Here is an 18,235-nt window from a genome sequence, read left to right on the forward strand (position 1 = left end):
GGCCCACTAGGCCGTCCCCTTAGCGCCTCCTTTCCAAACTGTGACCAACGCCCGCCGGGCGGGCAGGCCCGTGGTCCGGGAGTTGCACCCTATAGGGCGTGCGCCGGAATACCGACGCCAGGCCCAGACAACGGATTTTTGACGACGACGAATGGCTACAGCCACTGCAACCGCTTCCAAGCTCGACCTGATGGCGCTGCTGCGCTCCGGTATCGGAGTGCCGGTGGGCGTGCTGGCGACGTTGGCAATGGTGATCCTGCCGTTGCCGCCGATCGCGCTGGATGTGTTGTTCACGTTCAACATCGCGTTGTCGATGATCGTCGTGATGGTCGTGTTCTACGTGCAGCGGCCGCTCGAGTTCGCCATTTTCCCGACGGTCCTGCTGCTCGCGACATTGCTGCGTCTGGCACTCAACGTCGCTTCGACGCGCGTCGTGCTCCTGCACGGTCACACCGGTGGGCATGCAGCCGGTAAGGTGATTGCCTCGTTCGGTGAGTTCGTGATCGGCGGCAACTACGCCGTCGGTGTGATCGTGTTCTCGATTCTCACCATCATCAACTTCATCGTTGTGACCAAGGGCTCGGGCCGCATCTCCGAAGTGACGGCGCGCTTCACGTTGGACGCGATGCCCGGCAAGCAGATGGCGATCGACGCCGACCTCAACGCCGGTTTGATCACGCAGGAAGATGCTCGCACCCGCCGCGCCGAAGTGCGTCAGGAAGCGGACTTCTACGGCTCGATGGACGGTGCCAGCAAGTTCGTGCGCGGTGACGCGACGGCCGGCATCCTGATTCTGATCATCAATATGGTGGGCGGTCTGGCCATTGGCATGATGGCTCACGACATGTCGTTCGGCGACGCCGCTCGTGTATATACATTGCTCGCGATCGGTGACGGCCTGGTCGCGCAGATTCCGGCGCTGCTGCTCTCGACCGCCGTTGCGATCATCGTGACTCGCGTGTCCAGCGCGCAGGACATGGGCGGCGAGTTGTCGAAGCAGTTGTTTGGTCAGCCACGTGCGTTGGCGATCGCTGCGAGCTTGCTGGGTGTGATGGGTCTCATCCCAGGCATGCCGAACCTGCCGTTCCTGATGATGGCAGCGATCTGCGGTGGCGGCGCCTATCTGCTGACCCAGCGCGCGAAGGAACAGCCGTCCGAAGAGGAAATGGCCGCTGCGGCGGCTGCCGCGGCCGCGCCGCCGCCGTCCGCGTCGGAGTCGAAGGAGCTCACGTGGGACGACGTGCAGCCAGTCGACATCATTGGCTTGGAAGTCGGCTATCGATTGGTGCCGCTGGTGGACAAGGCGCAGGGCGGCGATCTGCTGGCGCGTATTCGTGGCGTCCGCCGCAAGCTCACGCAGGATCTCGGCTTCCTCGTACAAACAGTTCACATCCGCGACAACCTCGATCTCGCGCCGAACTCTTATCGCATCAATCTCGCCGGCGTGCCGGTGGGTGATGGGGTGATCTATCCGGAGCGCGAGCTCGCCATCAACCCGGGCAAGGTGTTTGGCCGTCTGACCGGCATCGAGACACGCGATCCGGCGTTCGGCATGGAAGCGGTGTGGATCGAGCCTTCGATGCGCGATCACGCGCAGACGCTCGGTTACACGGTGGTGGATGCGAGCACTGTGATTGCGACGCATCTCAGCAACGTCATCCAGACGCATGCGCATGAGCTGCTCGGTCACGAGGAAGTGCAGCACCTGTTGAACACGCTGGCCAAGACTGCGCCGAAACTCGTCGAAGATCTTACGCCGCGGCTGCTGCCGCTCGGCACTGTGGTCCGCACCTTGCAAGGTCTGCTGTCGGAGCGTGTGCCGATTAGAAACATGCGCACCATCGTCGAAACTTTGGCGGAGCACGCTGCGCGCACGCAGGACCCGGTACAGCTGCAGTCACATGTTCGCGTCGCGCTCGGTCGTCAGATCGTGCAGGACATCGCCGGCATGTCGACCGAGCTGCCGGTCATCACGCTCGAGCCGGATCTGGAGCAGCTGTTGACGAATTCGCTGGCGGGTAACAACGCCGCGACGCCGGGGTTGGAGCCAGGCCTGGCGGAACGGATGCAGCGTCGTCTGGCGGAAGCCGCGCAACGTCAGGAACTGACGGGCGAGCCGGCGGTGTTGCTGGTGCCGCCGCAGTTGCGCCAGACGCTGGCGCGCTTCATGCGCTCGATTGTGCCGAACATGCACGTGCTCGCGTGGAACGAGATTCCGGACAACCGCAAGGTGCGCCTGGTCACTGCGGTGGGTCGCTGAGAGTAGTTAGCAAACTATGAAGATCAAACACTATCGTGCGGCTGACATGCGGACGGCGTTGCGCCAGGTGCGTGATGCTCAGGGTCCCGACGCGGTGATTTTGTCGAGCCGTCGCGTGCCGGGCGGCGTCGAAGTGGTCGCCGCCATCGACTATGACGGCGAGGACGCAGCGACAGAGCAGCTCGCTGCAGGCATGTCGTCGGCGCAGAGCGGGCTGGTCGATACTTATGGCGCGGACCGCCGCGCAGCGCAGGCTCAGAGCGATCGTGAAGTTGCCAGCCCAGCGTCCGTGCGCGCTCAGCACGACCCGGCGTTGTTCGGCAGTGTTTCGAAGAGCCGTGCGCCGGCTCAGAGCGCCGCTGCGATCGAGCGTAGCGTGCCGATGAATGAATATATGAGCGAGCGCGCCGAACTGACCCGGCAGTTCGCAGGCGAGCGCAGCCAAGCCGCTCAGAAGCAGGTGAATGAGCGCAGCCAGGTGGCGAACCAGTACATGGCGGCGGACGACGATGCGGAGGGCCACCTCGCCAGCCGGTATCCGGTTGATGGTCGTGCAGGTCGCGTGTCCCGGAACACGTCATCAAACAATCGCGCTCCCTCGAACGACCGCACTCGTTACGCCGTCGAAGCCGAGCCTGCGCGCGATGTGGACTTGTCACAGATCGATCTGATCGGCGCGAACAGCGATGTGAACGAAGAGCTGCGCACGCTACGCCGCATGTTGGAAACGCAGCTGGCGACGCTCGCATGGAACGATCTGTCGCGTCGCTCGCCCATTCAGACTGAGTTGCTGAAGCAGTTGACTCAGCTCGGCCTCGCACAGGATCTGGCGACCGAAATCGTCACCCAGATGCCGACGCGTCTGGAACTGGCTGAGGCGAATCGTCTCGCGCTTGCCTTGCTTGCGCGCAAGATTCAAACAACCGGCGAACGTTGGATGGATGGTGGCGGTGTGGTTGCGCTCGTTGGTGCGACTGGCGTGGGCAAGACCACGTTGATTGCGAAGCTCGCTGCTCGCTGGGTGCTGCGTCATGGCCCGCGTGACATCGCTCTGATCTCGACGGACTCCGTCCGCATCGGTGCGCAGGAACAGATTCAAACGCTTGGTCGACTGCTCGGTGTGCCGGCCTATGCGATCGATGGTGCCGCCGAGCTTGCGGATGCGCTCGATCACCTGGGCGACAAGCGTCTGGTGCTGATCGACACCGCCGGCCTGAGCCCGCGCGATCCGCGGTTGGAACAGGAACTCACATTGCTTGCGGCCGCGAGCAAGCGCATCGAAACCACGCTCGTGCTGTCTGCCGCCGCGCAGGCTGGTGCGATCGAAGAGGCCGTGCAGCGTTTCGCGCCGGCGCAGCCCACCACGTGCATGCTGACCAAGCTCGATGAAGCGACCAGCCTTGGTGGTGCGATTTCCACTTTGATTCGCGCGCGCCTGCCGGTGACGTACGTCAGCGAAGGACAGCGCGTTCCGGAAGACCTGACTCCCGCGCGTGCGCATCAGTTGATTGCGCGTGCCGTTGATTTATCCCGGAAGTCGGGCGCCTCAGCGGATGAGGACTTGTTACGTCGCCGTTTCGGCACCGTGGCGCACGCCATCGCTTGAGCCAAGACGAACTTTTCATTTTTTCATTGCTGATCTAATAACTATGGAATCCATTCAATCAATCGGTCTGCAGCGTGCCGCGAATCCCGGGCCGGTGCAGGTGATTGCGGTCACTGGCGGCAAAGGTGGCGTCGGCAAGACGAGCGTGTCGGTGAACCTTGCGACCGCACTGGCCAGCACCGGTCGGCGTGTGATGTTGCTCGATGGCGATCTGGGTCTGGCGAACGTCGATGTGTTTCTGGGTTTGTCGCCGCGCTACACAATGGCTCACGTTTTGAACGGCGAGCGCACGCTGGAAGAAATTATCCTGGAATCGCCGCATGGCATTCAGGTGGTGCCTGGTGCCTCCGGCGTGGCCGAGCTGGCTAATCTCTCAGCCGCGGGGCATCTGAGCCTGGTGCAGGCGTTCAGTGCCCTCAGCACTCGGCTCGATACGTTGATCGTCGATACATCTGCGGGCATTGCTCATAGTGTGGTCCAGTTCACACAAGCTGCGCAGCACGTGCTGCTGGTGGTGTGTGACGAACCGGCCTCGATGACCGACGCATATGCGCTGGCCAAGGTGCTGAGCCGCAACCACGGTGTGAACAAGTTCCAGGTCGTTGCGAATATGGCCCGTGCGCCGGGCGAAGGGGCGGGTTTGTTCGAGAAGCTGCAGAAAGTCACCAGTCGCTTCCTGGATGTCACCCTGGAATACGTTGGGGAGATCCCTGAAGACCCCTATTTGCGCCGTTCGATTCGTGAACAGCGTCCCGTCGTGAGTGCGTTCCCAGCCTGTCCGGCATCGCGTGCATTCAAGAAATTGGCGCTCAAGGCCGATAAGTGGCCTGTGCCGGAGGGTCCGCGAGGCAACCTCGAGTTCTTCGTGGAGCGATTGGTGCGCCGTCCCCAGGTCCGCCTGGAGGTGGTGAAATGAGCGGTTTGCGCGCTTACAAGGGTGCCGCGCCCTCGAACAACACCGACGCTTTGGTCGTCCGTCATGCCGAGCTGGTCAAACGCATCGCCTATCACCTGGCGGGGCGTCTGCCGGCTTCGGTCGAAGTATCAGACTTAATCCAGGCCGGCATGCTGGGCCTGCTGGAAGCTGCATCCAACTATACGGCGGATCGCGGCGCGAGTTTCGAAACGTATGCGGGCATTCGCATTCGTGGCGCGATGCTCGATGCGCTTCGCAAGCTCGACTGGGCGCCGCGCTCGGTTCATCGCAAGGCTCGCGCGGCGGCTGCAGCGGTGCGGGATTTGGAAGCGGAGTTCGGTCGCGAAGCGCGTGACAGCGAGATCGCCGACAAGATGGGTGTGTCGCTCGAGGAGTACCACCGCATCGCTCAGGACGCGGCGAGCTGCCGGGTCACGAGTCTGGATGACTCGAGCGGTGAGGATGAGTCGTTGCTGGGTCGTGTGGAAGACGAGGGCGCCGATCCGTTCCTCGATGCGACCGAGCAAGGGTTTCGCGTGGCGCTCGCTGGTGCGATCAAGGAGCTGCCGGAGCGCGAGCGCCTGGTGATGTCGATGTACTACGACGACGAGCTGAATCTCAAAGAGATCGGCGCGGTGTTGAAGGTGACTGAATCGCGGGTTTGCCAGCTGCACGGACAAGCACTGGTGCGTTTGAAGGCTCGACTGTCGGATTGGCGTGACCGCGTCGAGAGCCGGATTTGAGAGTAGGAGAGGCGTACGTGAGCAAAGATATGAAGTTCCTGGTGGTCGACGACTTCTCGACCATGCGTCGAATCATCAAGAACCTGTTGAACGATCTCGGTTATGCGAACGTGACCGAGGCCGACGACGGCCAGACCGCGCTGCCCATCCTGCAGGCCGGCGGCATCGATTTCCTGGTCACCGACTGGAACATGCCGGGCATGCCGGGCCTGGATCTGCTCAAGGCGGTGCGCTCGGATCCGAAGCTGGCGAAGCTGCCGGTGCTGATGCTGACCGCGGAAGCCAAGCGTGAGCAGATCGTCGAAGCGGCGCAGGCCGGCGTGAGCGGCTATGTCATCAAACCTTTCACCGCGGTGACGCTCAAGGAAAAGATCGACAAGATCCTGGAGCAGCGTGCAGCCTGATTCTACGTGCACGCAACTTGCGAACATTGAGCTGACCAATCATGACTTCAGGCATAGACGCGCTACGCAACGATTACGGTTCGAGCATTGCGACGTTGGCCGGTGCGCTCGCCGCCGGTGACGAGCATTTGTTTCTTTCCGAACTGGACCTGCTCGTGCACAAGCGTGAGCGCACGCTGTTCTCCGAGCTGCGCAAGCTGACCGGCGATCTGCAGTCCGCGCTGGATCGTTTCAGCGTCGACTCACGGCTGGTCGACCTGGCGGAGAAGGAAGTACCCGATGCACGTGCGCGCCTCGATCACGTGTTGAAGATGACCGATGAAGCCGCTCATCGCACCATGGACCTGGTGGAGCAGTGCGGCCCGCTCGCCGAGCGCACCGCTCGCAGCGCCGGCGACATCACCGACATGTGGGCCAAATTTCGCGCCCGCAAGATCGAGATCGACGAATTCCGCGTGATGATCCACAAGCTCGACGCGTTTCTCGTGGAGTCGCGCACCGACATGGACAAGGTGCGGGGCAATCTCACCGAAGTGTTGATGGCGCAGGGCTATCAGGACTTGTCGGGTCAGATCATCCGCGGCGTGATGAAGCTGGTGGCCGAGCTCGAGACGGCGCTGGTGGATCTGGTGCGCCTGTCGCGCACGGGCCCGGGCGCTTTGCCGATCGATAAGCCTGCGAGTGACGGCATGTCTCGCGGTTTCGGTCCGGCGGTGCCGGGTGTGGACAACGGTCCCTCGGCCAGCAGCCAGGATGACGTGGACTCGCTGCTCGCCGGACTCGGAATGTAGCGAGTGGCGCTGACTGTTCAAGGGCGATCAGTCGGCACCGTAGCGACGCATAGTTAGAAGGAAGACGACCTCGCCCCATGGATATTCTTTCGCTCATCGGCCTGGTGCTCGCGGCCTGTGCGATCCTGGTAGGCGCCGTCCTGAAGGGCGCCGGGATCCATTCGCTGCTGTCGGGCGCGGCCTTCATGATCGTGATCGTCGGCACTGTCGCTGCGATTTGCGTGCAGACTCCCTTGCACGTGATGAAGCGTGCGCTGTCGATCCTGCCGTGGGTATTCGCCCCGCCGGTGGTCGAGCGCGACTCCATGATCAAGAAGATGGTCGACTGGAGTAACACGGCTCGCAAGCAAGGCCTGCTGGGCCTGGAGTCGCTGATCGATCGCGAGCGCGATGACTTCGTGCGCAAGGGCTTGCAGCTGGTGGTCGACGGCAGCGAGCCGGAGATCATTCGCAACGTTCTCGAAGTGGACTTGCACACGCGCGAGCAGGCGGACACTCGAGCCGCAAAAGTATTCGAAGGCATGGGGGTGTACGCGCCGACGCTCGGCATCATCGGTGCAGTGCTCGGCCTGATGGCGGTGATGCAGAACCTCGCCGATCCGGCCAAGCTCGGCCAGGGCATCGCCGCGGCGTTCGTTGCCACGATCTATGGCATCGGCTTCGCCAATCTGTTCTTCCTGCCGGTGGCTAGCAAGCTCAAGGTCTCGATCCAGAGCATGAGCCAGACGCGCGAGATGGTGATCGAAGGGATGATCTCGATCGCGCAGGGCGAGAACCCGCGCAGCATCGAAGCCAAGCTGCAGGGTTATCTGCACTAAGCGAGCCCAAGAAACACCATGGGCCGCCGACATCAGCACGAGGAACACACCAACCACGAGGCGTGGGCCATTCCCTATGGCGACCTCGTGACCTTGCTGCTGGCGTTCTTCGTCGTGATGTACGCGATGTCCTCGGTCAACGAGGGCAAGTATCGAATTCTTTCCGACTCGCTCGTGGCCGCGTTCCGTGGCTCGCCGCGCACGTTGCAGCCGATTCAAGTCGGTGAGAAGAGCGTCGGCTCCGGTGCAGATATCAACATGACGATCGTGCAGCAGGCCATGCTCGAAGGGCAGCCGCGCAGCATGCTCGAACCGTCCCCGCTGCAAGTGTCCGATGTGGTCAGTCAGGGCAGTCGGCACGCCTCGGACAATGCATACGAGGCTGAACATAGTTCCGCGGCCATCGCGGAGCTGGAGAGCGTCGCCGCCGAAGTCGAGGCCGCGATGAGCGAGCTGATCCGCGATCAGATGATCGTGGTGCGGCGTCATGGCGTGTGGGTGGAAGTCGAGATCCGCACCGACATTCTGTTCCCGAGCGGCGTCGCGAGGCTGTCGCCGGACGCGCAGAACATTCTCAAGCAGCTGGCGCTGACGTTGCAGCCGTTTCCCAACGCGATTCGCGTCGAAGGGCACACCGACAACCGGCCGATCAAGTCGGCCGCGTTCACGTCGAACTGGGAGCTGTCGGCGGCGCGCGCCGCCAGCGTCGTGCACCTGTTCACCGATACCGGCATCGATCCGCATCGCCTGGCGATCGTGGGCCTGGGTGAGTATCGGCCCGCCTATCCGAACGACACCGAGCAGAACCGCAACCTGAATCGGCGCGTGCTGCTGGTGATCTTGAGCGGCAATGGCAATCCCGAGGGCGACTACGCCGGCGAGCGTGGCCAGCCGGAAATCATGCCGACTTCGCAGCCGCAGCCACCAGCACAACCGCAGCCCGCAGTCACCACCGCTCAAACCACAGAGCCAACGCCTGCGATCACAACGGCGCCGCTGCCGCCCGCGTCGGGCGGCAGATGAACTTTCCGTAACCCGCCGCTGGAACCACCGCCAATGCGGTGCGTTAACTGCGAAATCCGCGTTGCTTAGCCGCGGAACAAACGGATAAGGCGCCCCAGCGCCTTAGGCACAGCGGGTCCATGACACCACCTTCTTCCCCCAAGTCGCTGGGGCATAACACCGGGCGCAATGCGTTCGCGCTGCTGGCCTGCCGGATCGGGGCGGACCTGCTCAATTTTCTGCTGTTCCTGGTCGTGTCCCGACGCTTCGGCCCGGAGGGCATGGGCGAGTATGGCTACGCCTTCGCGTTGGCCGGCCTGGTCTATTACTCGGCGACCCTCGGCATCGATGAATACGGCATACGCGAGTACTCGCGCCAGCCTGCCGAGCGTCGCCCGACGTTGATTTCGAATCTGCTGGGCGCGCAACTCAGCATCGCCGTCGTCGTGATGCTGGTGTTGCTGGCGTATCTGGCCGTCACGCGTCCCGTGCCCCACATGCTGCTGATCATTGGCTCGATGACCATCTATCAGCTGGGCGCGGCGTTTTCGGCAACGCTGTTCGTGCCCGCGATGGCCGAACAGCAGATGTTGCCGCCGGCGTTCATCAATCTGCTGGGCCGGGGCTTCGCGTTCGTCGTGACCGGCCTGTTGATCTGGATATTCGACTGGTCATTGCACGCGGCCTCGATCGCGTTTGCGTGCGGCGGTGTGATGATGCTGGTACTGGCCTTGCGCTCGGCCAGCTCGTTCAAGGCGCATCTGCTGCCCAATCTGAGCACCGGCAATGTGCTCGAAGGCACGCGCAGGTTGTGGTCGTTCGCTGCCGTCGGCCTGCTGGGCCAATTGTTGAATCGCATCGGCGTGATCGCGCTGTCGCTGCAAGTGGGCTCGGCTGCCGCCGGCATCTATACGACGGGACTGAAGCTGGTCGAGGTGGCCTGTCTGCCGCTCGTTTTCATCGGTGTAGCCGCGTATCCACGCTTGTGCCAGGCGTTCGCGGATCCGCTGGAATTTCAAAGACTGACACGGCAGGGGCTCGTTATCGGCATCGGGCTGGCAGCCGTGCTCGCCCTGGCGATGTATCTGCTGGTGCCGCCCCTGCTGGTGCCGGTGCTCGGCGAGCGCTTCGCCGGTGCCGAGCCGATCATCGCGGTCATGGCTGCCATCGTGCTCGCGCAAGGCATAGAAATCGTCCTCGGCCGACTGATGCTGGCGGCGAACTTGAATGTGGCCCGCGCGGTCCGGATCACTTTGGGCACCCTGGTCTGCATCCTGCTGACGGTCGGCTTTACACCTTTGTTTGGCATCCACGCCACGATTGCGGCGCTGGTGGGCTCTTATCTGCTGGTGGATTTGCTCTATTTCGGCAACTTGTTCGGCACGCTGCGCCGGAGAACGCTCCGGCCGGATTTGAAACTGGGCCCGACATGAAACAGCTGACCAAAGTCCTGTTGAAACGACTCAGCCGCGCGGCGCGCCCTTATCTGCAATCGTCGGGGCTGCTGCAAGTCTCGGGGGTCTACAACCATTCGGCGATGGTGTGGCAGCCCGGCGCGGAAAAAATCGTGGTCCTGGCGCCTCACATGGACGATGAAACGATTGGCTGTGGTGGAACGTTAGTCCTGCACGCACAGCGAGGAGCGCAGATCACGGTGGTGTTTCTCACGGATGGGCGCAACGGCAGCAGCGAGGTAAACACCTTGTACGGCGAGGAGCGCGAGCGCAAACAGCAGGAGCTCATCGAATTGCGAACTACTGAAGCACGGGCGGCACTACAGCGGCTCGGCGTCAATCGAATGATTTGTCTGGATGCCGAGGATGGCGCACTCGATAAATGCGAGTGGGCGGCGGAGAAGCTCCGCGACGTGTTGCTGAAACAGCGGCCGGACCTCGTCTACCTGCCGTTCTATCTGGAAGAACATCCGGATCATCGGGCCGCAAGCCGGGTCCTGCTGGATGCGGTGGACGGCACGTCATTGCAGTTCCAATGCATGGGCTACGAGGTGTGGACGCCGTTGTTTCCGAACTGTCTGGTGCGGATCGACAGCACGGTGGAGACCAAGAAGCAGGCGCTGCAGGAATATGCCAGCCAGCTCAAACAGTGCGACTACCTGCACGCCAGTCTTGGCTTGAATGCACACCGCTCGGCGGGGCTGATCAATCCACCGGGCTCGCGAGGCTACGCTGAAGCGTTTTATGCGACGTCGTTGCCGCAGTATCGCGAGCAATTCACGACTTTCCGTGGCCATTGAGCACGTGATGAGTGGCATGCCATGCGCTTAGGGATCATGTTGCGTCACTTCGATCAGCACGAGGGCGGGGTGAAGGTCTACACCCGCGAAATCGTGCACTCGCTGATCGAGCTCAATCGTCGGCATGAGATCGTGCTGTTGTTTCGGAACCGGCAGCGGCTCGGCACCTACCAGGGGGTCGATGGCGTGCAGGAGGTGCTGCTGGAAGGCGGCTCCATCCTGTATTGGGATCAGGTCAAGGTGCCGCGCGCGGTGGACAAGCTCGGCATCGACGTGCTGTTCAATCCCAAGTACTCCATTCCGCTGCGCGCGAAATGCAAGACCTCATGGGTATGTCATGGCATGGATTGGTACGCCATGCCGCAGGCGTCGGCGTTCCTCGATCGGCTCAGTCATAAGTTCCTCGTGCCGCGTTACGCAGCCAAGGCCGATGCCTTGATCTCGGTGTCCGATGTCACGACCGATCACTTGCAGAAGTACCTGCAGGTGCCACGTGAGCGGATCCACACGATGTATTCCGGATTGAGCGACAGTTTCCGCACGCGCCTGTCCCCGGCGCAGCTCGAACAGGTTCGCCAGCGCTTCTCGTTGCCGCCGCGCTTCCTGCTGTACTGTGGTGCAGTTTACCCGCCGAAGAATTTCACCCGATTGATCCAGGCCTACGCCAAGGTAGGCCCGGCGCAGGGCGTGCCGCTGGTGATCGCTGGCGGCAGCAACCGCTATCTGTCCGAGCACGAGTTGGACGAGCCCAAGCGTCAGAACATCACCGAGTGGGTGAAGTGGCCGGGCTGGATTCGAGAAACCGAGAATTNTTTGCCGGGCGCTTCTATCAAATGGCCGAGGGCCTGCTGTTGCCGTCACTGTACGAGTCGGTGGGCATGCCCATCATGGAAGCCATGGCATGCGGCTGCCCCGTGCTCACTTCCGATCGGTTCGGCACCAAGGAGATCTCGGGCAACGCGGCGTTGCTGGTCGATCCGGAGTCGGTGGATGCGATTGCCGCAGGCATCGATCGCCTGCTCAACGACCGGGAGCTGCGTGCCGCCAATATCGCGGCCGGGTTGGAGCGATCCAGCCAATTCACCTGGACGCATACCGCGGCTGAATTGCTGCGCGTTCTGGAAAGCCTGTAGCATCATCCCCTAGTGCAGTTCGCAACTGCACCTATCCGCGGGGGATGCCATGCGCGTTCTGGAAACCGACAGGCTGGTGTTGCGGCGGCTGACGCTCGACGACGCCGAGTTCATTTTTAGACTGGTCAACGAGCCGGCCTGGCTGCGCTACATCGGCGACAAGCACGTGCGCAATCTGGACGATGCGCGTAACTATTTGCGAACCGGGCCAATGGACATGTACCAGCGCTTCGGCTTCGGCATGTTCCTGGTGGAGCTCAAGAGTACCGGCGAAGCGATCGGCTCGTGCGGCCTGCTCAAGCGCGATACCTTGCCCGATCCCGATATCGGCTATGCCTTCCTGCCGGAGCACTGGGGCAAGGGGTACGCGCTGGAAGCGGCGGCCGCCGTGCTCCAATACGGTCATCGCGAGCATCGCCTGCCGCGCATTCTCGCCATCACATCGCCGGACAACGAGCGCTCCATCCAGGTGCTACAGAAGTGCGGCATGCACTTCCAGCGCTTCATCGAAATGGCGGAACGCGATCAGGTGAAGCTGTTCGCGCTGGAGTTCGTGGGCTGAGGCTCGATGGGGCCGGCCGGCTGCGCTCGATCCACGCGGCGCACATAGTCTGCCGGAATCAGGAACTGCGCGTGCACGCCCGTCTGCTCGAAATCGATGCTGGCCTCGCCTGCCAGGCCGTGAGGAATCGTCCGCTCGATCACGGCCAGACCGAAGCCGCGACGCTCGGGTGCCTGTACCGGCGGACCCCCGTGCTCGCGCCAGTGGAGGATGAAGTTACCCGACTCATCGAGCTGCGTCTCAACAGTAACGCTGCCTTGTCGAGCTTGCAGCGCGCCGTGCTTTGCCGCGTTCGTTACGAGCTCATGAATCACCAGCGCGACTACGTTGAAAGCCTTCGGCTGCAGACGCGTGTCGGGACCGATGAGCTGCAGACGCTTGACGCCGCCGTTCAAGGAGGCACGGGCTTCGCTGCCCAGCAACGTGCTGAACAGAGCCGGCCCCCAACGATCCGCCGCGATCAAATCGTGCGCGCGCGCCAGAGCCTTGATACGCACGTTCACCACGTCCATGAACTGCAGTGACGACAAGCTCGGATCCTGACTCTGGTCGATGAGGCCACGAATCAGACCCAGGATGTTTCGCACGCGATGATTGAGCTCGGAAATCAGTGCGTCCTGTCTCAGCATCGCGAGGCGCCGCTCTTCCTTGATTTGATCCGACAGACGCAGGATCACTTCGAGCAGGCTGACGCGCAAAGCAGCGGCAATACGCAGGTCCGCGGCCGACCACGGGGCCGATTGTCCCGTGACGGTCTCGCGCCATAGCTCGAAGCTCTTGCGGGGCGTCAGTCGAGCGCCAAGCGGGCCGGTCGTCACCGGCTTGTGTGGATCGCCGGCCCAATCGACCGTGTGTGCCAATTCGCGTCGAAAGAAAATCAGAAAATCACGCGGCAGCCTGGATAGCGGTATGACCAGCATTCCCGCGGCGTGCTGCTGAAACTGCGCAGCGGGCGGATAGCTGGCGCGAATCTCATTGGACGCGTAGTTGCTCGATGTGGCAACCGAGCTGCGGACGTGCTCGACCAACCCCGCGAAATGCTGTGCATCCGGCGTCATGCCGTGCAATGTAACTTTACCATCGAGCGACAGGCCGGCACCGTCGCAGGCCACCAGGCCGGCAATCTCGCCGAGATGTGCAGCGATGCTGTCGCTTCGGACCGCTGCGGTCGCCATTTCCTGCTCCAGTCGGCTGTGCAGCTCACGAGCGCGATTCTCGTAACCGCTCTCGGCTTCGCGCTCGCGATTCTCCATGAGCAGCGAGAACATCTGTCCGAATAGCTCCGCGGCCGTGCGCCGCTCGAAGCTGACGTGCAGCGGCGAGTAGTGATGACAGGCGAACAACCCCCACAACCGGCCTTCCCTGAGAATCGACACCGACATGGAAGCGTGCACGCCCATGTTCCTCAAATATTCGATATGAATGGGCGACACGCTGCGTAACACGCTTTGCGACAGGTCGAGCGGCCTGCCCGCGTGATCCAGCGCCGGCTGGATGGGCGAGGGGACTGCCGCTACATCAGGAATGATTCGCAACCAATTGCGTTCGTACAGCACGCGCGCCTGGCGGGGAATGTCGCTCGCCGGATAGTGCAACCCGAGAAAGGATGCGACGCCAAAATGAGTCGATTCAGCGATGACTTCACCGGACTCATCGTGCGCGAAGCGATACACCATCACTCGGTCGAAACCCGTCAGCGCACGCAGCTCCCGTGCGGCCATACGACTCAGCGCCGACGGGTCACGCATGGCCTGCACGCGACTCATCATGCCGCGAACCAGCGCGCTCGCGTTCACCGGACTGCCGGCGACGGTGGGCTCGCATTCGATGATGACCAGGCCGTCCAGCGCATGCACGGCCAGGTCGAAGCGGCGAGGCGAGTCGTCGATGTGCACGCCAAACAGCCGGGCGGTCGTGCCCGCCATATTCACGATGTGCAGTTGATTCCGCAGCGTGTGGATGGCTTCGGCATGGAAGAAGTTGAGCAGTGACCGCCCGAGCATGTCGGCGGGCACGACTTGCAACCAGGCGGCGATGTTGGCCGAGACGCGCTGGACGAACCAATCCGGCGTCGATACCGCGATCAGAAAGCCGAACGGCTGGATGGCACCCAGCAGGTGAATGGGCTCGCGGTCGCAATTGGTCAGGTCGACCGAAGCACCGCTGGATGCGCTGGGGGCAGTCATGACTGGATTCCAAGAGCGCGGCCGCTGGCCAACAAAGTTGTACAGCCCTTTCCGACAGGAGCGGCTCGAGGCCGGCTGTTAGGCGGATACCCTAAATACGTCGAGGGCAACGTAAAAAAAACCGGCGCTGGCTTCTTGTTCCGCTGCCACCGGCGATGACCCGGACAATTTTTGAGGTGCGCTGCGTAGGAGTGCCAGCAACTCATGCCAGAATTGGCGCAGCCGTCCGCCATTCCAACAGTATGTCGACCGAGCCCACCTTTCCCAAGCTCCGCATCGGCTCACGCCTGGGGCCTTACCGCCTGATCGAGCTGATCGGGCGTGGCGGCATGGGAGAGGTGTATCAGGCCGAGCGCGCCGACGATCACTATCATTCGCGCGTCGCCATCAAGCTGGTGCGTGTCGATCACGATGCGTCCCGCGTCGCCTGGCGGTTCCGTTCCGAGCGCCAGATCCTGGCCCAGCTGGAACATCCCAACATCGCGCGTCTGATCGATGGCGGTGCCACCGAGGAGGGCGTGCCCTACCTGGTCATGGAGCTGATCGCCGGTCAGTCCATCGACGTGTATTGCGAAGAGCGTCAGTTCAGCGTCGAGCAGCGGGTGCGCCTGTTCCTGCAGGTGTGCGCGGCGGTCAGCTTCGCGCATCAGCGCCTGGTCGTGCACCGGGACCTGAAGCCGGGCAACATTCTGGTGACCGCCGAAGGCACGGTAAAGCTGCTGGACTTCGGTATCGCGAAGCTGCTCGAGACCGAGCCGGTCACCACGCCGTCCGATATGACGGCGACTCACGTCCGCGTGATGACGTTGGAATACGCGAGCCCGGAACAGGTGCGCGGCGACCCCATCACCACGGCGAGCGATGTGTATTCGCTGGGGGTGGTGCTGTATCGACTGTTGACCGGTCGCAGTCCCTATCGTGAGGACAACGCAGCTGAGCGGGCCGTCGAGATTCTCAGCGATTCGCCGCTGAGCAAGCCGAGCACGGCCGTGAATGAAACGCGGGTCCGCACCGCTGCGGGTGAATCGACGCCGCAAATGCAATTCGCGCGCAAGCGAGCCCGGCGCGCCTTGCAGGGCGATCTCGACAACGTGCTGCTGATGGCCTTGCGCAAGGAGCCCGAGCGCCGTTATGCGAGCGTCGATCAATTCGCCGAAGACCTGCGCAACTATCTCGATGGCATGCCGGTGCGGGCGCGCGGCGATTCGTTTCAATATCGCACCACCAAGTTCATCAGTCGTCACAAATATGCAGTGACGGCCGCCTCGTTGGGCGTGCTCGCCCTCATTGCAGGCATAGTGACTACGACCTGGCAGGCTCGCATCGCCGCCGAGCAGACGCGCATCGCTCAAGAGGAAGTCAGGAAGACGCGCGCAGTGCAGTCGTTCATGACTGCGCTGTTCGAAAAGAACACTCGCTTGCAGCCAGATGCGCTCAAGGCCCGGAATATGCCCGTGTACGAGCTGCTGGTTGCGGCCGGCGACAAAGTGCTGCACGAGCTCACCGACACGCCGGCGGTGCGCATGGAGGTCATGAACACGGTCGCGACACTGCTGATCGATATCAATGAGTTTGATCGTGCCGGCACTCTGTATCGGGAATCGGTGAAGATCGCCCGCGAGCAGCAACTCACGAATAGCGACAGCTACATCGAAGGTTTGATTGGAGTCGCTTTCTCTGGCCGATTGCTGGGGCGAGGCGAGGAGGCGGCCGCGGCGCGTGACGAGGCACTGCGCGTGCTCGATGCCCGCAACGATCAAACATCGTTGCTGCGTGCCCGAGCGCTGGGCACGACGATCGCGCAATTCTCCCCCGATCCGCTGCACGAGATCGAGCTCATGAGCGCGGCCGTGGAGCTATTCAAAACGCGCTATCCGCACGATCCCGGCTATTTCAATTCGATGTTTGCGCTCGGTCAGCTGCACCGAACCCAGGGCGACATGCACGCCGCCGTCAAGGATTTCCGAGCCGCCAGCCAGGTGTTTCAACAGTCAGGTCTGCAGGCTTACAGCGATCTGGGCTCGAGCTATGCGTGGGCGGCCTTCTGCGAGATGCAGCTTGGCTGGGTCGACGAGGCGCTGAGCAACTACGAGAAGGGCATCAAGCTGCTGCGTGAGCATGCTGGCGATGTTTCCGTGTACACGCGCATTCATCTCGGCCTGTATGGCCAGGCGCTGCATCAGGCAGGCAAGATTGAGCAGGCGCACCAGTATTTCGATCTGGTGCTCACGCCCGAGCACGTCGCGAATCCGACGGCGGTGGAGTTCGATACCGCCGTCTACAAGGCGCACGGTCTGCTGGAGGAAGGGCGGCCCGCGCAAGCGTTGGCCGTGCTCGAGCCGTATACCCACAATTGGTTGGAGCTCGGCAAGCGCTTCGTTCCCAATGGGGTGCAGTACTTCGCCGTGCGTGCCCGTGCGTTGACCTTGCAGGGCAAGGTCGAGGCTGCCAAAGCCGAGCTGAAGCACGTGGCCGAGTTACCGGCGTTCTATGGCGTGCCGGCGCAGAAGTCGGATTGTTATCTGGCGGCACTCATCCATGTCGCTCTCGCCGATGACGATCTGCCCACGGCGCGTGGCGTGTTGGCGCAGCGTGGTCCGCTGGACGTTCCCCCAGAGTTCGATTTCGACTACTTGCAGCTGGCCCTGGACAGTGCGCATCTGAAGCGCCGCATGGGCGATCTCAATGGCGCCATCGAGCTGACCGACGCGGCCCTGGCTCACTTGGAGGAGCACGGCGGCACGTCCAGTTTCGCTTTCATTCGGCGGGAGCTGCATCAGGCACGTGCTGCAGCCCGGACCGCACTCAATCAGGCCGGCGCAACGGCCAAGCAGTAACCCCCAGAACGTTAACCCGTTCGCAAAAGCGCGTGCTGGTGCCGTTGTGGCTGGGCCGGTGTGCCAGCCGGTGGCACGCATCCTGCTCCTATCCTGTCGGGACCTGCGGCTCGCGCCAAAGGTTTGACGCCATCTGACGGGAGTCGCGATGTTTGAAATTCTGCCCAATCCCTCGCTCGAGACCGTGTTGATCGCGGGCCGGGCCGTGCTGCTGATCGGCGCATTCTGGGTGTTCGCGTTGGCGTTCACGCGCTGGCGTCGCGCTGACGAACGGGATTCTCAGGCGCTGCGCGACCAGCTCGAGCGTGCTTTCAACGAAATGCGCAGCCTGCACGAGACCGTGGCGGTGATGGGCGCGCGCATCGAAGCGATGAGCGAACGCGCCGAGACGGATTCGCGCCGTCCGCAGCTGCCGGCGGTTGTCGCCACCGGTCAAGCGCGCGGCTATGACCTGGCGCTGCGCATGGCCAAGAACGGTTCGGCCGCCGAAGATCTCGTCGCGAACTGCGGCATTACTCGCCACGAAGCCGAGCTACTGACCCGTCTGCACGCCGCGAAGTCGCAGCCGGAAGTGGCCGCTTGGCAGGCTCGCCAGCAAGCAGCTCAGCAACAGCAGGTTGCGCAGGCTCCGCAACAGCAGCCGCCGCAGTCGACGGGCCGCAAGCGTGGCTCGCTGTTGAGCGTGGTTGGCTAGCGGATATTCGAGTTCTCACAGGCCGCACG

Annotated in this window: 15 protein-coding genes and 1 pseudogene; 15 read left to right on the forward strand and 1 reads right to left on the reverse strand. The window is 62.8% G+C overall.

The annotated features are described in order from the left end of the window. Window positions 1–151: 151 nt before the first annotated feature. The 13 genes and pseudogenes from flhA (at window position 152) to D0550_RS24625 (ending at window position 12,489) form a co-directional block, all read left to right on the forward strand. Entirely contained in the window at window positions 152–2,260 is a 2,109-nt protein-coding gene (gene flhA / locus D0550_RS24570) for a flagellar biosynthesis protein FlhA (protein WP_116811842.1), read from the forward strand. A 16-nt stretch (window positions 2,261–2,276) separates the two neighbouring features. Continuing rightward, a complete protein-coding gene (gene flhF, locus D0550_RS24575; RefSeq protein ID WP_116811843.1) occupies window positions 2,277–3,866 on the forward strand; it encodes a flagellar biosynthesis GTPase FlhF in 1,590 nt (529 codons plus the stop codon). 43 nt (window positions 3,867–3,909) lie between these two features. Further along, entirely contained in the window at window positions 3,910–4,782 is an 873-nt protein-coding gene (locus tag D0550_RS24580) for a MinD/ParA family ATP-binding protein (RefSeq protein WP_116811844.1), read from the forward strand. Continuing rightward, window positions 4,779–5,525 (forward strand): RNA polymerase sigma factor FliA, encoded by a 747-nt coding sequence (locus D0550_RS24585; RefSeq protein ID WP_116811845.1) that lies wholly within the window; start codon window positions 4,779–4,781, stop codon window positions 5,523–5,525. The genes D0550_RS24580 and D0550_RS24585 overlap by 4 nt, the downstream gene beginning before the upstream one ends. 29 nt (window positions 5,526–5,554) lie before the next feature. Then, entirely contained in the window at window positions 5,555–5,929 is a 375-nt protein-coding gene (locus D0550_RS24590; protein WP_116811846.1) for a chemotaxis response regulator CheY, read from the forward strand. Window positions 5,930–5,970: 41 nt separating this feature from the next. After that, window positions 5,971–6,720, forward strand: coding sequence for a protein phosphatase CheZ (locus D0550_RS24595; RefSeq protein WP_116811847.1), 750 nt, complete (start codon window positions 5,971–5,973; stop codon window positions 6,718–6,720). Window positions 6,721–6,797: 77 nt separating this feature from the next. Beyond that, window positions 6,798–7,538 (forward strand): flagellar motor protein, encoded by a 741-nt coding sequence (locus D0550_RS24600; RefSeq protein WP_116811848.1) that lies wholly within the window; start codon window positions 6,798–6,800, stop codon window positions 7,536–7,538. Between the two features lie 18 nt (window positions 7,539–7,556). Next, window positions 7,557–8,561: a flagellar motor protein MotD gene (gene motD / locus D0550_RS24605; RefSeq protein WP_116811849.1), complete on the forward strand. Its 1,005-nt coding sequence runs from the start codon at window positions 7,557–7,559 to the stop codon at window positions 8,559–8,561. Between the two features lie 119 nt (window positions 8,562–8,680). Next, window positions 8,681–9,973 carry a lipopolysaccharide biosynthesis protein gene (locus D0550_RS24610; protein WP_116811850.1) on the forward strand — a complete coding sequence of 431 codons (1,293 nt, stop codon included), beginning with the start codon at window positions 8,681–8,683 and terminating at the stop codon, window positions 9,971–9,973. Further along, the gene (locus D0550_RS24615; RefSeq protein ID WP_116811851.1) at window positions 9,970–10,794 is read left to right on the forward strand and encodes a PIG-L deacetylase family protein; all 825 of its coding nucleotides are present in this window, start codon (window positions 9,970–9,972) and stop codon (window positions 10,792–10,794) included. The genes D0550_RS24610 and D0550_RS24615 overlap by 4 nt, the downstream gene beginning before the upstream one ends. Before the next feature lie 36 nt (window positions 10,795–10,830). Next, window positions 10,831–11,307: pseudogene (locus D0550_RS37195) on the forward strand (glycosyltransferase); the annotation flags it as partial. A gap of 320 nt (window positions 11,308–11,627) precedes the next feature. After that, window positions 11,628–11,927: a glycosyltransferase gene (locus D0550_RS37200; protein WP_479687846.1), complete on the forward strand. Its 300-nt coding sequence runs from the start codon at window positions 11,628–11,630 to the stop codon at window positions 11,925–11,927. 49 nt (window positions 11,928–11,976) lie between these two features. Then, complete coding sequence (locus tag D0550_RS24625; RefSeq protein WP_116811853.1) at window positions 11,977–12,489, forward strand: GNAT family N-acetyltransferase; 513 nt, start codon at window positions 11,977–11,979, stop codon at window positions 12,487–12,489. Here D0550_RS24625 and D0550_RS24630 read toward each other — a convergent pair. Then, window positions 12,453–14,675 (reverse strand): GAF domain-containing protein, encoded by a 2,223-nt coding sequence (locus tag D0550_RS24630; RefSeq protein WP_116811854.1) that lies wholly within the window; start codon window positions 14,673–14,675, stop codon window positions 12,453–12,455. The two genes, D0550_RS24625 and D0550_RS24630, sit on opposite strands and share 37 nt — an antisense overlap. Window positions 14,676–14,917: 242 nt before the next feature. Between D0550_RS24630 and D0550_RS24635 the strand changes: the two genes are divergently transcribed. Further along, the gene (locus D0550_RS24635; protein WP_161966029.1) at window positions 14,918–17,512 is read left to right on the forward strand and encodes a serine/threonine protein kinase; all 2,595 of its coding nucleotides are present in this window, start codon (window positions 14,918–14,920) and stop codon (window positions 17,510–17,512) included. Window positions 17,513–17,660: 148 nt separating this feature from the next. Further along, complete coding sequence (locus D0550_RS24640; protein WP_116811856.1) at window positions 17,661–18,206, forward strand: DUF2802 domain-containing protein; 546 nt, start codon at window positions 17,661–17,663, stop codon at window positions 18,204–18,206. Window positions 18,207–18,235: the final 29 nt, after the last annotated feature.

It is taken from the genome of Steroidobacter cummioxidans (assembly GCF_003104955.1).

Excerpts from the sequence above, each read along its gene's own strand:
- D0550_RS24585 (WP_116811845.1), top strand. The coding sequence starts at position 4,779 with ATGAGCGGTTTGCGCGCTTACAAGGGTGCCGCGCCCTCGAACAACACC.
- D0550_RS24600 (WP_116811848.1), top strand. The coding sequence starts at position 6,798 with ATGGATATTCTTTCGCTCATCGGCCTGGTGCTCGCGGCCTGTGCGATC.
- D0550_RS24625 (WP_116811853.1), top strand. The coding sequence starts at position 11,977 with ATGCGCGTTCTGGAAACCGACAGGCTGGTGTTGCGGCGGCTGACGCTC.
- D0550_RS24610 (WP_116811850.1), top strand. The coding sequence starts at position 8,681 with ATGACACCACCTTCTTCCCCCAAGTCGCTGGGGCATAACACCGGGCGC.
- flhA (WP_116811842.1), top strand. The coding sequence starts at position 152 with ATGGCTACAGCCACTGCAACCGCTTCCAAGCTCGACCTGATGGCGCTG.
- D0550_RS37200 (WP_479687846.1), top strand. The coding sequence starts at position 11,628 with ATGGCCGAGGGCCTGCTGTTGCCGTCACTGTACGAGTCGGTGGGCATG.
- D0550_RS24640 (WP_116811856.1), top strand. The coding sequence starts at position 17,661 with ATGTTTGAAATTCTGCCCAATCCCTCGCTCGAGACCGTGTTGATCGCG.
- motD (WP_116811849.1), top strand. The coding sequence starts at position 7,557 with ATGGGCCGCCGACATCAGCACGAGGAACACACCAACCACGAGGCGTGG.
- D0550_RS24635 (WP_161966029.1), top strand. The coding sequence starts at position 14,918 with ATGTCGACCGAGCCCACCTTTCCCAAGCTCCGCATCGGCTCACGCCTG.
- D0550_RS24595 (WP_116811847.1), top strand. The coding sequence starts at position 5,971 with ATGACTTCAGGCATAGACGCGCTACGCAACGATTACGGTTCGAGCATT.
- D0550_RS24590 (WP_116811846.1), top strand. The coding sequence starts at position 5,555 with ATGAAGTTCCTGGTGGTCGACGACTTCTCGACCATGCGTCGAATCATC.
- D0550_RS24615 (WP_116811851.1), top strand. The coding sequence starts at position 9,970 with ATGAAACAGCTGACCAAAGTCCTGTTGAAACGACTCAGCCGCGCGGCG.
- D0550_RS24630 (WP_116811854.1), bottom strand. The coding sequence starts at position 14,675 with ATGACTGCCCCCAGCGCATCCAGCGGTGCTTCGGTCGACCTGACCAAT.
- D0550_RS24580 (WP_116811844.1), top strand. The coding sequence starts at position 3,910 with ATGGAATCCATTCAATCAATCGGTCTGCAGCGTGCCGCGAATCCCGGG.
- flhF (WP_116811843.1), top strand. The coding sequence starts at position 2,277 with ATGAAGATCAAACACTATCGTGCGGCTGACATGCGGACGGCGTTGCGC.